The 14,973-nt window shown below is 64.0% G+C and carries 12 protein-coding genes and 1 pseudogene; 8 read left to right on the top strand and 5 right to left on the bottom strand.

What is annotated here, in order from left to right; translation table 11 throughout:
• The coding region (gene metE, locus ACHIRB_RS07390) for a 5-methyltetrahydropteroyltriglutamate--homocysteine S-methyltransferase (protein ID WP_395127653.1) at nt 1–2,238 on the top strand (2,238 nt) is incomplete at its 5' end.
• A gap of 51 nt (nt 2,239–2,289) precedes the next feature.
• Here the strand turns inward: metE and ACHIRB_RS07395 are convergent.
• Genes ACHIRB_RS07395 through prpD form a run of 3 tightly spaced genes read right to left on the bottom strand, consistent with a single transcriptional unit; the run spans nt 2,290 to nt 5,851 of the window.
• A complete protein-coding gene (locus tag ACHIRB_RS07395; RefSeq protein ID WP_395115340.1) occupies nt 2,290–3,399 on the bottom strand; it encodes a bifunctional 2-methylcitrate synthase/citrate synthase in 1,110 nt (369 codons plus the stop codon).
• Nucleotides 3,396–4,313 (bottom strand): methylisocitrate lyase, encoded by a 918-nt coding sequence (gene prpB / locus ACHIRB_RS07400; protein WP_395126072.1) that lies wholly within the window; start codon nt 4,311–4,313, stop codon nt 3,396–3,398. Before prpB ends, ACHIRB_RS07395 begins: the two co-directional genes overlap by 4 nt.
• A complete protein-coding gene (prpD, locus tag ACHIRB_RS07405; protein ID WP_395126071.1) occupies nt 4,313–5,851 on the bottom strand; it encodes a 2-methylcitrate dehydratase PrpD in 1,539 nt (512 codons plus the stop codon). The genes prpB and prpD overlap by 1 nt, the downstream gene beginning before the upstream one ends.
• A gap of 141 nt (nt 5,852–5,992) precedes the next feature.
• Between prpD and ACHIRB_RS07410 the strand changes: the two are divergent.
• From ACHIRB_RS07410 to ACHIRB_RS07425, 4 genes and pseudogenes are all read left to right on the top strand, one after another.
• Nucleotides 5,993–7,404, top strand: a pseudogene (locus tag ACHIRB_RS07410) (short-chain fatty acyl-CoA regulator family protein).
• A 73-nt stretch (nt 7,405–7,477) separates the two neighbouring features.
• Nucleotides 7,478–8,080, top strand: coding sequence for a molybdopterin-dependent oxidoreductase (locus ACHIRB_RS07415; protein WP_395126070.1), 603 nt, complete (start codon nt 7,478–7,480; stop codon nt 8,078–8,080).
• Nucleotides 8,050–8,802: a ferredoxin reductase gene (locus ACHIRB_RS07420; protein WP_395126069.1), complete on the top strand. Its 753-nt coding sequence runs from the start codon at nt 8,050–8,052 to the stop codon at nt 8,800–8,802. Before ACHIRB_RS07415 ends, ACHIRB_RS07420 begins: the two co-directional genes overlap by 31 nt.
• Complete coding sequence (locus ACHIRB_RS07425) at nt 8,799–9,056, top strand: DUF6510 family protein (protein ID WP_395126068.1); 258 nt, start codon at nt 8,799–8,801, stop codon at nt 9,054–9,056. Before ACHIRB_RS07420 ends, ACHIRB_RS07425 begins: the two co-directional genes overlap by 4 nt.
• A 71-nt stretch (nt 9,057–9,127) precedes the next feature.
• Here the strand turns inward: ACHIRB_RS07425 and recG are convergent, their stop codons facing one another.
• Both recG and ACHIRB_RS07435 read right to left on the bottom strand, forming a co-directional pair.
• Nucleotides 9,128–11,365 (bottom strand): ATP-dependent DNA helicase RecG, encoded by a 2,238-nt coding sequence (gene recG, locus ACHIRB_RS07430; protein ID WP_395126067.1) that lies wholly within the window; start codon nt 11,363–11,365, stop codon nt 9,128–9,130.
• Between the two features lie 15 nt (nt 11,366–11,380).
• Nucleotides 11,381–13,012 carry a DAK2 domain-containing protein gene (locus ACHIRB_RS07435; RefSeq protein WP_395126066.1) on the bottom strand — a complete coding sequence of 544 codons (1,632 nt, stop codon included), beginning with the start codon at nt 13,010–13,012 and terminating at the stop codon, nt 11,381–11,383.
• A gap of 382 nt (nt 13,013–13,394) precedes the next feature.
• Here ACHIRB_RS07435 and rpmB point away from each other — a divergent pair, with 382 nt between their 5' ends.
• The 3 genes from rpmB to ACHIRB_RS07450 all read left to right on the top strand — a co-directional run bounded on the left by rpmB (nt 13,395) and on the right by ACHIRB_RS07450 (nt 14,958).
• Nucleotides 13,395–13,586, top strand: coding sequence for a 50S ribosomal protein L28 (gene rpmB, locus ACHIRB_RS07440; protein ID WP_199707624.1), 192 nt, complete (start codon nt 13,395–13,397; stop codon nt 13,584–13,586).
• 68 nt (nt 13,587–13,654) lie between these two features.
• Nucleotides 13,655–14,176: a GNAT family N-acetyltransferase gene (locus ACHIRB_RS07445; protein ID WP_395126065.1), complete on the top strand. Its 522-nt coding sequence runs from the start codon at nt 13,655–13,657 to the stop codon at nt 14,174–14,176.
• Nucleotides 14,173–14,958: an enoyl-CoA hydratase/isomerase family protein gene (locus tag ACHIRB_RS07450; RefSeq protein WP_395126064.1), complete on the top strand. Its 786-nt coding sequence runs from the start codon at nt 14,173–14,175 to the stop codon at nt 14,956–14,958. The genes ACHIRB_RS07445 and ACHIRB_RS07450 overlap by 4 nt, the downstream gene beginning before the upstream one ends.
• The last annotated feature ends 15 nt before the right edge of the window (nt 14,959–14,973 follow it).

Here is a 14,973-nt window from a genome sequence, read left to right on the forward strand (position 1 = left end):
CCTCAACCTGGCCGCGTAACCAGATATCGCCGTGTCCAACATCCGGGGTCAAGGCCCTCCATTGCTCGCACGCTCCGCGAACAGCACCTGATCGAACTGCGCGACGCCGGACTCGATTCCATCCCCGTCGGAACGTTTTCCTACTACGACCACGTCCTCGACACCGCTGTCCTGCTCGGTGCGCTGCCGGAACGCGTCGCTGGTATCGCGGACGAACTCGATCGCTACTTCGCCGCTGCCCGCGGCGACGCGACCGTGACGCCGTTGGAGATGACGAAGTGGTTCGACACCAATTACCACTACCTCGTGCCGGAGATCACGCCTGACACGACGTTCGCGCTGGCTCCCGAGAAGCTGCTCGGCGAACTGGCAGAGGCTGTCGCACTTGGTATCTCGGCGCGACCGGTTGTCGTCGGACCGATCACGTTCCTGAAGCTGTCGAAGGCTGTCGGCTCGTCGGGGTCGGGGGCGGGGTCGGAGTCGGAGTCGCTGCTCGACCGCCTCGATGAGATCGTTCCGCTCTATGCCGACCTACTTGCCCAACTGGGCGCGGCAGGTGCGGAGTGGGTTCAGATCGACGAACCAGCACTGGTCACGGACCTGACTGCAGCTGAATTGGATTACGTACGAAGCACTTACGATCGGCTCGCGGCAGTGACCGGACGACCCTCGATCCTGGTCGCGTCGTACTTCGGCGACCTCGGTGCAGCGCTCCATGTCCTCGCGGGGACAGCCGTCGACGGCATCGCGATCGACCTGGTCGCGGGCACCGGCGGCGTCGACAGCCTCGCAGGAGTGCCTGCGTTGGCGAACAAGCTTGTCGTAGCTGGCGTCGTCGACGGTCGCAACGTTTGGCGCACCGATCTCGACGCCGCATTGTCCACACTCGGCACGTTGCTAGGGACCGCGGGAACCGTTGCGGTGTCGACGTCGTGCTCGCTGCTGCACGTTCCGTACACCCTCGACGTCGAACCCGATCTCGACGACAACCTGCGGTCGTGGCTTGCCTTCGGAGCGGAGAAGATCGCAGAGGTCACCGTCCTCGCCCGCGCACTGCGCAACGGCGTCGAGACTGTCTCGGCCGAACTTGCAACGGCGCGTGACGCATTGGCGAATCGCCGGTCGGATCCCCGATTGCACAACACCACGGTCCGCGCTCGGCTCGATGCACTCGGTCCCGATTCGAGCCGGCGTGCACCGGCTGCTGAGCGTCGGGTGAAGCAGTCCGAGCGGCTCGACCTGCCCGCGTTGCCGACGACGACCATCGGTTCCTACCCCCAGACTTCCCAGATCCGCATTGCACGCGCGGCGCGGCGCAAGGGCGAGATCGACGAGGCCGAATACGTGCGGCGAATGCAGTCCGAGATCGCAGATGTCGTTGCCCTGCAGGAGAAGCTGGGACTGGACGTGCTGGTCCACGGCGAACCCGAGCGAAACGATATGGTCCAGTACTTCGCGGAGCAGTTCGACGGCTACTTCGCAACGGCCAACGGGTGGGTCCAGTCGTACGGCACCCGCTGCGTCCGGCCGCCGATCCTCTACGGCGACGTCGTTCGTCGTAACCCGATGACGGTCGACTGGATCACCTACGCGCAGTCACTCACGTCGAAGCCGGTCAAGGGCATGCTGACCGGGCCCGTGACGATCCTGGCGTGGTCGTTCGTGCGCGACGATCAGCGGTTGGCAGATTCGGCTCGCCAAGTGGCCCTCGCCATCCGGGACGAGACGGTCGACCTGCAAGCTGCCGGCATCCGGATCGTGCAGGTCGACGAGCCGGCCTTGCGTGAACTGCTCCCCCTGCGAGCAGCTGACAAACCGGCCTATCTCGACTGGGCGGTGGAGGCGTTCCGGCTGGCGACCTCCGGTGTCTCCGATGCCACCCAAATCCATACGCACCTCTGCTATTCGGAGTTCGGCGAGGTGATCAACGCGATCGCAGGGCTCGATGCCGACGTCACCTCGATCGAGGCCGCTCGCTCACACATGGAGGTGCTGGACGACCTCAATGCGGTCGGCTTCGATCTCGGTGTCGGTCCGGGTGTCTACGACATCCACTCGCCTCGGGTGCCGTCGATCGAGGAGATCGTCGTCTCGCTGCAGGCGGCACTGAAAGCCGTTCCGGCCGAACGCCTGTGGGTCAATCCCGACTGCGGCCTGAAAACCCGCGGAGCAGCTGAGGTTGAGGCGTCGCTCCACAACCTCGTCGAGGCGGCAATTCTGGTCCGCGCGGCACTGTAGGCGGCTTCGCCGCTCGTGAGTCTTTTCGGAGGTTCTGTCCTCCGAAAAGACTCACGACCGCAGTGCCCGCTGCGGGACGCCCGAATACTCGCTCAGCGGCCTGATCAGCGCATTCGACCCCGCCTGCTCGATGATGTGTGCCGTCCAACCCGTAATCCGGCTCATCACGAAGATCGGCGTGAACATCTCGATATCGAAGCCCATCAGGTAGTACGCGGGTCCGGTCGGGAAGTCGAGGTTGGGCTTGATTCCCGTCGCGTCCGCCATCGTCGTTACCATGGCGTCGTACATGGCGAGCCATTTCGCGCCGCCGGTGAGCGCGGCAATGTCATCGAGCGCCGCCTTCATCGTCGGTACTCGGGAGTCGCCGTTTTTATAGACCCGATGCCCGAACCCCATCACCTTGTCCTTGGCAGCGAGCTTGCGGCGCAACCACTCCGCAGCTTCGGCAGGCTCGCCTATCGCCAACATGTCGTGCATCACGGCCTCGTTCGCGCCACCGTGCAGCGGACCCTTCAGTGCCCCGATCGCAGCGGTGACGGCGCTGTACATGTCCGACTGCGTAGACGTCACCACTCGGGCAGCGAAGGTCGACGCGTTGAAGCTGTGCTCCGCGTACAGGATCAGCGAGACTTCGAACGCCTTCACGATTCGCGCGTCGGGGATCGATCCGAAGCACATGTTCAGAAAATTCTCCGCGAAGCCCAGATGCGAATGCGGCGCAATAGGATCCAGCCCACGCCGATGACGCAGGTCGGCCGCGATGACGGTCGGCAACACGGCAGTCATCCGCAAAGCCTTGGCCAGGTTCGCCTTTCGTGCGCTGTCATCCTCCTGCGGGTCCTCGCAGCCGAGATAGCTGATCACCGTTCGGACGACGTCCATCGGGTGGCAGTTCTCTGGCAGCTTCGCGACCAGCGACAACAACGACCGGTCCGCTCGCCGCAATGCACGCTCGCGTTGGGTGAACATCGCCAGCTGACCCGGATTCGGAAGTTCGCCGTACCAAAGGAGATACGCGACCTCCTCGAACGAACACGACGCCGCCAGTTCCTGCACGGCATAACCGCGGTAGGTCAGCGAATTGGTTTCCGGTACCACCTTCGAGATGGCGGTTGTGTCGACGACGACGCCCGCGAGGCCCTTCCTGATGTCACTCATAGCCGGCTCTCCTCGAGGCTGAAGTTGAATATGCCGCTGTCGAAGGTGTTGTAGTTCTCGTACTGCAGGAGGTCGTAGAGCTCGCTGCGATGCTGCATGCGGTCGAGAAGCGCTTGCTGCGTGCCGGTTTCGGCGATATCGCGCAGACCCTGCTCGACCGCATACATCGCCAACCGCAACGTCGTGACCGGATAGATGACGACGTTGTAGCCGAGGTTCTCCAACGTCTGCGCGGACAACAGTTCCGACTTGCCGAACTCGGTCATGTTGGCAAGCAGCGGCACGTGCACAGCCGCGCGAAACTTCTCGAACTCGGCTTCGTCGGCCAGAGCCTCGGTGAAGACGAGGTCGGCGCCCGCGTCGGCATAGGCCTTTGCACGGTCGATCGCCGCTTCGAGCCCTTCCAGCGCCCGTGCATCGGTCCGCGCACACACGACGAAGTCCTGGTCGCGCCGCGCCGACACTGCCGCACGAATACGTTGCACCATGTCAGCTACGGGGACAACGGCTTTGCCATCGAGATGACCACAGCGTTTCGGGTTGACCTGATCCTCGAAGGGGGCGCCGGCTACGCCAGCGTCCTCGAGCACGGTCACCGTGCGCGCGGCGCTCATCGGCTCACCGAAGCCGGTGTCGGCGTCGATCAGCGTCGGCAGTTCGGTGACCCTCGCGATCTGCTGACCACGACCCGCAACCTCGGTCAGCGTGGTCAACCCGATGTCGGGCAGCCCGAGGTCAGCGGACAACGCCGCACCCGAGACATAGACCCCCTCGAAACCCGCGCGCTGCACCGCCATTGCGACGAGCGGTGAGAATGCGCCAGGCAGCCGCTGGATCTTGCCCGACGCCAGACCAGCTCGGAATGCCCTACGTTTGTCGCCCGCCGACGACGGCGCCGCGATCACGCGCGCCATCAGTTGCTCCCCGGCGCGGCGACCGACCAGTCGAAGACGCCCGTCGGAACGACCGGGGCTGAGGCGAGAACGTCGTCGGAAACGGTGAAGGTGAGTTGATCGAGCTCGCCGGCGGACAATTCGGCGGTGCGCGTCGCGGCGTCGAGGAACCGATTCTGCTCGGCAGTGTCGATCACACCATCGGCAAGCGTGCGGAACTTCTCGATGTACTGTGCGCGCTCGAAAGGCCTGGCCCCCAGCGGATGTGCAACGGCAACCGCAAGTTCGTCGACGATCACTTCGCCGCTCTTCAAGGTGATTTCGGCACGTGCACCGAACGCCTTCTCGTCAGGGTCGGTCGAGTGATAGCGGCGCGTCCACTCCGGGTCCTCAGCCGTCGAGATCTTGCGCCACAGTTCGACGGTGTCGGGCCGCTGTGCGCGGTCCGGCGCGTAGGAGTGCTGGTGATGCCAGACACCGTCCTGCAACGCAACGGCGAAGATGTACATAACCGAATGGTCGAGTGTTTCGCGGCTGGCGTTCGGGTCGAACTTCTGCGGATCACCCGAACCTGTCCCGATCACGTAGTGCGTGTGATGACTTGTGTGCAACACGATCGACGCGATCTGATCGAGGTCACCGATCCGATCGCGCATGCGTCGCGCAAGGTCGATAGGCGCCTGGCTCTGATACTCGGCGGAGTGCTCCTTGGTGTAACTGTCGAGGATTGCACGCTTCGCTTCGCCCGGACCAGGAAGGGAGACATGATATTCGGCGGTCGGACCGCCGAGCAACCAGGCGATGACACCGTCCTCGCCTTCCCAGATGGGAGCAGGCGCACCCTCGCCACGCAATGCACGATCGACTGCTTCGACGGCCATTTTGCCGGCAAACGCGGGCGCATACGCCTTCCAACTCGAGATCTCGCCTTTGCGCGATTGGCGGGTCGCCGTCGTCGTGTGCAGCGCCTGCCCGACCGCTTGATAGATCGTCTCGGCATCGAGGCCGAGCAACGTTCCGATTCCCGCCGCAGCCGACGGTCCCAGATGTGCGACATGGTCGATCTTGTTCTCGTGCAGGCAGATTCCGCGCACCAGATCGATCTGGACCTGGTAACCCGTTGCGAGGCCGCGGATCAGGTCCGCGCCCGACCTGCCCGTGTGCTGAGCGACCGCAAGGATCGGCGGGATGTTGTCGCCCGGATGCGTGTATTCCGCGGCGAGAAACGTGTCGTGGAAGTCGAGTTCCCGAACGGCGACGCCATTCGCCCATGCGCCCCACTCGGGTGAGACACGTTCGGTCGCAGGCAAACCGAAGACTGTCGAGCCGGGACGGAACGGATGCAGCACCGCCTGTGCGCGCGCACTCGTCACCGGCCGCCTGACCACGGATGCGGCGGCAACCGCGGCATTGTCGATGATCCGGTTGATCACCATCTCCGCGGTATCGGTCGGCACCTCGACTGGGTCGACCGCGAGGTCTGCGATCTTCTTGGCGAGATGCTCCGAGCGTGGGAACTCCTCGGCCGAGCGCCTGGTCCGCACAACGTGTGTCTTCATTCGTCCTCCTCGTTCTCTGACTTCTTCGCACGCTACGCATCGGCGCGCGATTGCAGAACAGCGTGCATGTGCCTATTTCTGCGGATGCAACCCGCGAAATTTGCGAAGCTTGCGAAGGTCGTGTTCGGTATCGTGTTCGACGTGCGAAAGATGTATGCGGGCGCGCGTCTGCGCAGACTGCGCGACGAACGTGGCTTGACTCAGGCCGCGCTCGCAAGCCTGCTCGAACTCTCGCCGAGCTACCTCAACCAGCTGGAACGAGACCAACGACCGATGACGGTCGCGGTGCTGTTGAAGCTGAACTCGGTGTTCGATCTCGACGTGCAGTTCTTCGCGGCCGACAAGGACGCGCGTCTGGTGTCGGATCTGCACGAGGCGCTTGTCGAATCCGCACCCGGCGAGGCTGTTCCGCTCAGCGAGGTCGAAGAACTCGCAGCACGGATGCCCGGGGTCGCGCAGACAATCGTCAGCATGCACCGGCGTCTGCACGCCGCGACGGCTCAGCTCGACCAGTTCTCCGCACAGGTATCCGGCTCTGCGCCAACAGATCCGACGGTGCCGATGCCGTACGAGGAGGTCCGCGACTTCTTCTACGACCAACGCAATCACATACCGCTGCTCGATCATGCCGCCGAGCGACTGTTCGAAGACAACGGCCTCACCATCGGATCCCTCGATCGTCAGCTCGCTCGTCTTGCCACCGACCTCGCGGGCGTCACCGTCCTTGTCGGTGGCGACGGCGCTGACCGAACCGTCCCGAAACGGGTGTACGACAAGGACAGTCGGACGCTAACGCTGGCGAGACGGCTGCAGCCCGGACAACGCGCCTTTCAGATCGCGACGACACTCGCATTTCTTCTGCACGGCGAGGAGCTGGACGCGATCGTCGACGAAACGTCGCTTGCAGCCGATTCCCGTGCCCTCGCGCGTATCGGCCTCGCCAACTATTTCGCGGGAGCGCTGATTCTGCCGTACGGCCGGTTCCTCAGAGCTGCCGAGGAATTGCGGTACGACATCGACCTGCTTGCACTGCGATTCGAGGTCGGGTTCGAGACGGTCTGTCACCGGCTCAGCACACTGCAGCGGCACGGCCAACGTGGCATACCGTTCTTCTTCGTCCGAACCGACCGAGCGGGCAACATCTCGAAGCGTCAGTCGGCGACGGCATTTCACTTCTCCCGCGTCGGGGGCAGTTGTCCGTTGTGGGTTGTCCACGAGGCCTTTTCGAACCCGGATCGAATCTGCACGCAGGTCGCTCAGATGCCCGATGGTCGCCGGTATCTGTGGATGGCGCGCACGGCGACAAGCGGCGGTCAGGGTTATCGCAATCCGCAGAAGAACTTCGCGATCGGCCTCGGCTGCGACATCCAGTACGCCGACAGGCTCGTCTACTCGAAGGGCCTGCAACTCGACAATCCCGAGGCTGCGATCCCGATCGGGGCCGGCTGCAAGGTCTCGATCGGCCGGCGTGTGCCCAACGAGCGTTCCCCCAGATCGGCAGACCCATTCTCGTAGGCGAAAACACAAGCGTCGATCTGCCGTATCCCGGGTAGGGCGCTACGCTCGTGAGTCTTTCCGGCGGGTCCGCCCTGAAGAAAAGGCTCACGAGCGTAGCGTCTGCAGACCATGGGAATAATCTCCCGCGGCTTCAAGCGACCGGACCGTCCGAGCGGCGACGTGAAGCTGCCTCCTGGCCAATATCGGACCACCGACTTTCCCGTGTTGTCGGCTGGCCCGACCCCGCGCATTGCCCGTGAAGACTGGCGGTTCGAGATCACAACCGAAGCGGGTCGGTCGCGATCGTGGAACTGGCAGGAGTTTCGCAAGCTCCCGACCGACGACATCACGGTCGACCTGCACTGCGTCACCAAGTGGTCGCAGTTCGGGATGGCATGGTGCGGAGTCTCGCTCGATACTCTGCTTGCCGACGTCGAGACCGCTGCCGACTTCGCGTTCGTTCGGTCCTACGGCGGCTACACGACGAACCTGCCCTTGGACGACCTTCGAGACGGCAAAGCGTGGATCGCGTTTTCCTACGACGGCGACGACCTGCATCCCTCACACGGCGGACCCGCTCGCCTGCTCGTCCCCCACCTGTACCTGTGGAAGTCCGCGAAATGGGTACGCGGGATCGACCTGCGCGACGACGACGAACCCGGATTTTGGGAACAGCTCGGCTATCACAACTACGGAGATCCATGGCGCGAGCAAAGGTACTGGGGCGACTGAACTGGCAGGTGGCGACCGTTGCCGACGTGCGCATCGAATCGGTCTCTGCTGCAACACTCGTCCTCGAGGTCGACGACTGGCCAGGCCACAGCGCGGGCCAGCACGTCGACCTACGGCTGACGGCCGAGGACGGTTACACAGCGCAACGGTCGTATTCCATCGCGTCGTCGGCTACCGACGACCGACTCGAATTGACGATCGATCACCTGCCCGACGGTGAGGTCTCGACGTATCTCACTCAGGTCGTCGAGGTCGGTGATCAGCTCGAAATCCGCGGGCCGCTCGGCGGGTGGTTCGTGTGGGACGTCGACGATCCGCGGCCGGTGTTGCTCATCGGCGGTGGTTCCGGCCTTGTGCCACTGATGGCGATGGTGCGGACTCGCCAGCACTACCCCGACGCGGCGCCCTTTCATCTCGTCTACTCGACGCGCAGTCCGCAAGATTCGCTGTTTGCCACCGAACTCGTCGACAGCTCTGGACCAGAGCTATCCGTTGCGACGATCTACACGCGGACGGCTCCGCCGAATACCACCCGACCGCCGGGACGGATCACCGCCGCCGACCTCGACGTGCCCCGGTTCCTTGCCGCCGACGCGCCTGCTGTTTTCGTCTGTGGTTCCAACGGCTTCGTCGAAGCCGCCGCGAACCTTCTCCTCGCCCTGGGCCATTCGGCCGCGAACATCAAGACCGAACGTTTCGGACCGACCGGAGGACAACCATGACAGCACCGTTGGACGGGAATGCGCTCGCGGGCGTCTTCCGCGAATTGTTCTGTGCCGATATGACGACCGCGGTCGGCAGGTGCGAATCCTGCGGCAATGCAAACGCGCTCGGGACGGCTCAGGTGTATTCGACCGCGCCAGGAATCGTCGTCCGCTGTCCCGGCTGCGATGCGGTCGTCATGCGGGTAGTTCGAAAAGAAGGTCGAGCGTGGCTGGACCTGCGTGGAGTCAGTTACCTGCAAATCGACACGTAGGCGGCTCCGCCGCTCGTGAGTCCTTTCGGAGGGTCCACCCTCCGAAAGGACTCACGAGGCGCGAAGCGCCCTCAGGTTTTGCTGAGGTATTCCAGGCGCTCGCCATCGAGTGCGGACTTCATCATCGCCGCCAAACCAGGATGATTCGCCAGACCTGGATCATCGGCAATGACCGACCGCGCGAAATCCTGCGCCGCCGAGATTATTTCGAGGTCGTCCAACAGCGAGAGCAAACGCAGCGTTGTATCCGTTCCGGACTGCGCGGCGCCGAGCACATCGCCTTCTCGCCGCTGCCGCAGATCGAGGACGGCCAACTCGAAACCGTCGTTCGTCGCACTGACGGCCTGGAGGCGCGCGAACGCCGGACCGACCGGATTGGCTTCGCTGACAAGGATGCACAGACCCTTGTGGCCCCCACGCCCGATCCGACCGCGCAGCTGATGAAGCTGGCTGACGCCGAACCTGTCGGCGTCGATGATCACCATGACCGTCGCATTCGGCACGTCGACGCCGACCTCGACGACCGTCGTGCAGACGAGTACGTCGATGTCACCGTCGGTGAACGCCCGCATGACCCCGTCTTTTTCCTCGGCAGGCAGCCTGCCGTGCAGCAGCCCGACCTCGGTTCCTGCGAGCGCGCCGTGCCGCAGCTCCTCGAACATGTCGATGACCGAATGTGTTTGGGGCTCTTTGTCGCTGGCCGACACCTTCTCGTCGCCGATCCGCGAGCACACGATGTACGCCTGACGTCCGGCTGCAACTTCCTCGTTGATCCGCGCCCACGCCCGATCCACCCATGCGGGTTTGGCGTTGGCTGGGACAACCGACGTCACGATCGGCGACCGACCGCGCGGCAGTTCGCGCAGGGTGGACGTCTCCAGGTCGCCGAGTGTTGTCATCGCGATCGTGCGCGGGATCGGCGTTGCCGTCATCACCAGAAGGTGTGGACTCGTCCCCTGCTTGGCCTTGGCACGCAACGCATCTCGTTGTTCGACGCCGAAGCGGTGCTGCTCGTCGATGACGACCATGCCGAGATCGAAGAACTCGACGTTGTGCTGAATGAGAGCGTGGGTGCCGATCACGATGCCTGCTTCACCGGTCACCGCGGCGAGCAGTGCGGTGCGCTTCGCACTCGTCGACATCGAACCGGTTAGGGCGACGATCTTCGTGGCCACCTCGCCCGCATCGAGCTCGCCGGCATTGCCCAACGGACCGAGCAGCGCGCGCAACGATCGATAGTGCTGTGCGGCAAGAACTTCGGTCGGCGCAAGCAGTGCGCACTGAAAACCTGCATCGACGACCTGCAGCATCGCACGCAACGCGACGATCGTCTTGCCCGACCCCACCTCACCTTGAAGCAATCGACTCATCGGATGTGCATTGCTCAGATCGGACGAAATCTCCTGCGCCACTTCGTTCTGTCCGTCGGTCAACTCGAACGGCAGCAGTTTCTCGAACGCGGCAGCAATGCCGTCGGACCGCGGCGGGCAGGGCGGCGCATTCCGGATCGAATTCTCGTTGCGGCGTTGGGCAAGCACCAATTGCAATGCAGTCGCCTCGTCGAAGCGGAGTCGGTCCTTGGCGCGATCGATCTCGTCCTGCGTGTCGGGAAAATGTATCGCCCGCAACGCTTCGTCGAGACCGATGAGGCTGTGCTCACCCCGAACACCCTGCGGCAGTGGATCGTCGACGGGATCCAACTGATCGAGCACCTGCCGGACACACCGCATGATGTCCCAGCTCTCGAGCTTGCTGGTCGCTGGATACACCGGGAGCAGCGGTCGATCGAAGATCGACATATCGACACCCTGGCCGGGATCCTGTGTGCTGCGCGCCATTCCGGCAAGCGTCCCGCCACCGCGCACTCGATCCATGGCGACGATGTCGTCGCTCTCGCGGTCCTCCGGAAGGATCAGATAGCCGGGATGATTCAGGCCCCACTTATCTCGAAAGTATTTGACGGTCCCGGAGAACATCGCGCGTCGACCGACCTTGATGTTGTGCCGGACCTTCATACCATTGAAGAACGTCGCGTCCACCTGCTGTTTGTCCGCGGCGAGAACAACTTTGAGCATGTGCCCCGGACGGTTGCGCATCTTCACCAGATCGGATTTGACGATATCGCCAACGATCGTGATGTGCGCGCCATCGGGCGGATCGCCCTCGGTGAGCGGTTGGCCTTGCGACGCATAGCGATTCGGGTAGTGGCGCAACAAGTCTTCGACGGTCGTGATGTCGAAGGCCTCGACGAGTGTGTCGGCAGCTTTCTTCCCGAGCAGATGGTCGAGTCGGTCGCCTAGATCAGCCATCGAAGACTCCCTCCCCTACTCGACACCGAGTTGTAGCAGATCGCCGGCCTGACCACCCGGATAGATCATGAGCTCGACGCCTTGATGATGTTGCGAGATATGTTCGGACAGTTGCTCGACGAGCTCGGCGGGCGCATCCGCACCGACAAGGAACGTGACAAGTTCGCCACCGAGACCGAGAACGCGGTCCAACAGCAGACGACCCGCGACTGCGACGTCGGCCTCGATCACGACGACCTCGTGGCCGATCAAGCCGAGGCCGTCGCCCTCGTTGCAGGTGCCGACGAGGGTCAGGGCCCGCCCGGGTGCCACTTGCAACGAACCCCATCGGGTACTCGACGCAGCCTCCGACATTGCGAAGGCGTCGTCGACGGCAATTCTCATCTGATCGTGCACGGCAAGCGCCGCGAGGCCCTGCACCATCGACGAACACGGCAGGAGCAACACATCGCGACGTGCATCGCGCGCTGCGACGCCGACCGCGACAAGCTCCTGCGCGGACAACGCACCGTTGGGTAGTACGAGAACCTCGCGGTTGTCCATCGCGCGAATAGCTTTGAGCAACTGCGTCGCGCTGATCGGCTCGTCGCACCGCAGGACGGTCGCACCCTCCCCCTCGTACAGAGCAGCAGCGCCGTCGCCTGCGACGACCGCGAGGATGCCACGATCGGCAAGATCGACAGTCGGTGACTCGACGACCGCGCCTGCGTTGGCGGCGTCCAGCGCGAAGCAATTGATCCGCACCTGATGCACACGACCGGCTGCCAGACCCGCGTCGACGGCCGCACCGGCGTCGCGGCAGTGCACGTGTGCCGACCAGCAGCCGTCGCCGTCGCTGACGATGATCACCGAGTCGCCGAGCTGGCCGAGGTGGCGTCGCAAGATCGCGACCTGGTTCTCGTCCGTCTCACGAAGAAGGAACATCACTTCGTAGTCCTGGGCGAGGTGGCTGTCCGCCGCCGCGTCACGCGCAGGAGCGGCAGAGTTGCGACGTTCACGGACGAAACGTGGACGCTGCGGTTCGACACCGGTGATCACTGCGACCATCGCGTCGAGCAGTACGACGAGGCCGAGCCCGCCGGCATCGACGGCACCTGCGGCCTCGAGAACATCGAGTTGGCCCCGAGTGCGCTGCAGTGCATCCACCGCAGCGTCTGCGGCGATGGTCGCCACTTCGGCGACCGGAGAGGCACGCGCGCAGGTCCGCGCAGCGGCCGCCGCGCAGTCCAGAACGGTCACGACGGTGCCTTCGACCGGGACGCTGACCGCGCCTCGCACCAGCGTGGCCGCGGCGTGCAAGGCGTCCGCGAGTGTTCGGCCGGTGAGTGGACCGTCGACGGTCGCTTCGGCGACACCGCGCATGACCTGCGACAGGATGATTCCCGAGTTGCCCCGTGCGCCCGTTGTCGCGCCGCGTGCCATCGCCGCAGCTACGTCGTGTGCAGTCGGGTTCTCGGGAACAAGTCGGGCGATCGAGTCGACAGCTGCGCGCATCGTGAACAGCAAATTCGTCCCGGTGTCGGAGTCCGGTATGGGGAACACGTTCAGATCGTTGATTTCGTCGCAGTGGCGAACGAGACCTTCGACACATGCATGTCCCCATCGCACGACGGCAGCGCCGTCCAGCGTCTCCAGGACCTCGAGCAACGCGTCCGCCCTCCAACTCCTGGTTCGTTACACCGGCCTGTTCCGTTCGATCCGGCCCCGTCAGATTAACGTCGACCCTCGACGACTGCGCGGCACGCTCACCGGTTTGGCGGATGAGCATGGGTGCCGCTACTCTTGCAGGGTTGCCTCGCGCTGATCGTCTGTGTTGTTTCGGTAGTTACGTCGTTTCGGTAGTTACGTCGTTTCGGTAGTTACGTCGTTTCGGTAGTTACGTCGTTTCGGTAGTTACGTCGTTTCGGTAGTTACGTCGTTTCGGTAGTTACGTCGTTTCGGTTCTACCGTATCGATGCCGCGCTCACTGCTCGCAGGCTGCAACACCTGACCTAGCACCACACCCCCAGATATATAGGAGATCGCGACTATGGCTGCCGTCTGTGACGTTTGCGCCAAGGGCCCCGGCTTCGGTAAGTCGGTCTCGCACTCGCACCGGCGTACGAACCGTCGCTGGAACCCGAACATTCAGACCGTCCGTGCGCAGGTCGCACCGGGCAACACCCGTCGGCTGAACGTCTGCACCTCGTGCCTGAAGGCCGGCAAGGTCTCGCGCGGCTGACTCGTTCACACTCTTACCTCTATGTACCTCTGTGGCCCGATGCGCGAGCATCGGGCCATAGTTGTCTGATGTGGCGCATCGACGTGTTGACCGAAGCGCTCTTTCGCGACGCCGCCGAGTGCCACATCGAATGCTGGCGTGAGGCGTACCGCGGAATTGTTCCCGATCACGTCCTCGACGCCGTCGACGTCGATCGGCGCGCCGACTCCTGGCGCAGGCAGCAACGCGCCGCGCCGAATCCCACGTACCTCTGTCTGGAGGACGACGGCGAGCGGACGCGCGTCGTCGGATTCGCCAACGCCGGCCCTGCGCGGCACGGCGAGCAGTCCGCCGAACTCGAACTGCATTCGCTCTACGTCCGCAGATCGCACTACGGCACCGGCGCCGGCACCGCATTGATGACCCATGCGATCGGCGAATCGGCGTGTTTCCTCTGGGTTTTCGAGCAGAACCTCCGTGCTCGCGCGTTTTATCGCCGTCACGGTTTCGCCGACGACGGCACCAGCCGAGTCGACGCAATCACCATCGCAACCCAAATCAGGATGACTCGTTCCGGGCCCGCCGCGCCGACAGATAGTGTTCACCAATGACTTCGAACCAACCGGCGGAATACGTCCAGATCGAGAACGGCGTGCTCCGAATCACGATCTCGACGCCCGCCAAGGGCAACTCGCTCGACTTCGGCGGTGTCAACGAGGGAACCGCCGCGTTGCGTGCGCTCGACGCCCACGTCGGCGCCGTGTTGCTCGTCGGTTCGGGGAAGAATTTCTGCGCGGGCGGAGACGTGCGAGCCTTCGCGTCCGCACCGAGTCGCGGCGAATTTCTGACCGACCTCGCCACGCAGTTGCACGACTTCATTCGCGCGCTCGACTCAGCGGCAGCACCCGTCGTCGTCGGCGTGCAGGGCTGGGCTGCGGGAGCGGGTATGAGCCTCGTGTGCGGCGCGGACATCGCGATAGGCGGACCGTCGACCAACCTGCGTCCGGCCTACCCCGGCATCGGCTTCACTCCCGACGGCGGTATGTCGTGGAATCTGCCGCGCATCGTCGGCGCCGCGAGGGCGAAGGAGATCATCCTGACGGACGCCGTCATCGACAGTGACGACGCCGTTCGGCTCGGCATACTGTCGCGAGTCGTCGCGGACGACGATGTTGCGGCGGAAGCTTTGCGCGTTGCCGAGTCGATCGCCGCGGGTCCACGCTCGGCGCACGCAGGTATCAAGGCTCTGCTCGCATTGTCGGCAACCAGCTCCCTGTCCGACCAACTCGATCGCGAGACTGCAGCCATCGCCGCATCGGCCGAAAGCCCGACCGGCCGAGAAGGTGTCGACGCTTTCGTAGAAAAGAGAAAGCCCGACTTCTCGACACAGTAGAACTGCGCAGCTACC

This window comes from Antrihabitans spumae, assembly GCF_043944905.1.
GTDB lineage: Bacteria > Actinomycetota > Actinomycetes > Mycobacteriales > Mycobacteriaceae > Antrihabitans > Antrihabitans spumae.

What these genes read in the sequence shown, in the direction of transcription:
- ACHIRB_RS07415 (WP_395126070.1), top strand. Translation starts at nt 7,478, where the DNA reads ATGGGAATAATCTCCCGCGGCTTCAAGCGACCGGACCGTCCGAGCGGC.
- ACHIRB_RS07445 (WP_395126065.1), top strand. Translation starts at nt 13,655, where the DNA reads ATGTGGCGCATCGACGTGTTGACCGAAGCGCTCTTTCGCGACGCCGCC.
- recG (WP_395126067.1), bottom strand. Translation starts at nt 11,365, where the DNA reads ATGGCTGATCTAGGCGACCGACTCGACCATCTGCTCGGGAAGAAAGCT.
- ACHIRB_RS07395 (WP_395115340.1), bottom strand. Translation starts at nt 3,399, where the DNA reads ATGAGTGACATCAGGAAGGGCCTCGCGGGCGTCGTCGTCGACACAACC.
- ACHIRB_RS07450 (WP_395126064.1), top strand. Translation starts at nt 14,173, where the DNA reads ATGACTTCGAACCAACCGGCGGAATACGTCCAGATCGAGAACGGCGTG.
- ACHIRB_RS07420 (WP_395126069.1), top strand. Translation starts at nt 8,050, where the DNA reads ATGGCGCGAGCAAAGGTACTGGGGCGACTGAACTGGCAGGTGGCGACC.
- ACHIRB_RS07425 (WP_395126068.1), top strand. Translation starts at nt 8,799, where the DNA reads ATGACAGCACCGTTGGACGGGAATGCGCTCGCGGGCGTCTTCCGCGAA.
- prpD (WP_395126071.1), bottom strand. Translation starts at nt 5,851, where the DNA reads ATGAAGACACACGTTGTGCGGACCAGGCGCTCGGCCGAGGAGTTCCCA.
- rpmB (WP_199707624.1), top strand. Translation starts at nt 13,395, where the DNA reads ATGGCTGCCGTCTGTGACGTTTGCGCCAAGGGCCCCGGCTTCGGTAAG.
- prpB (WP_395126072.1), bottom strand. Translation starts at nt 4,313, where the DNA reads ATGGCGCGCGTGATCGCGGCGCCGTCGTCGGCGGGCGACAAACGTAGG.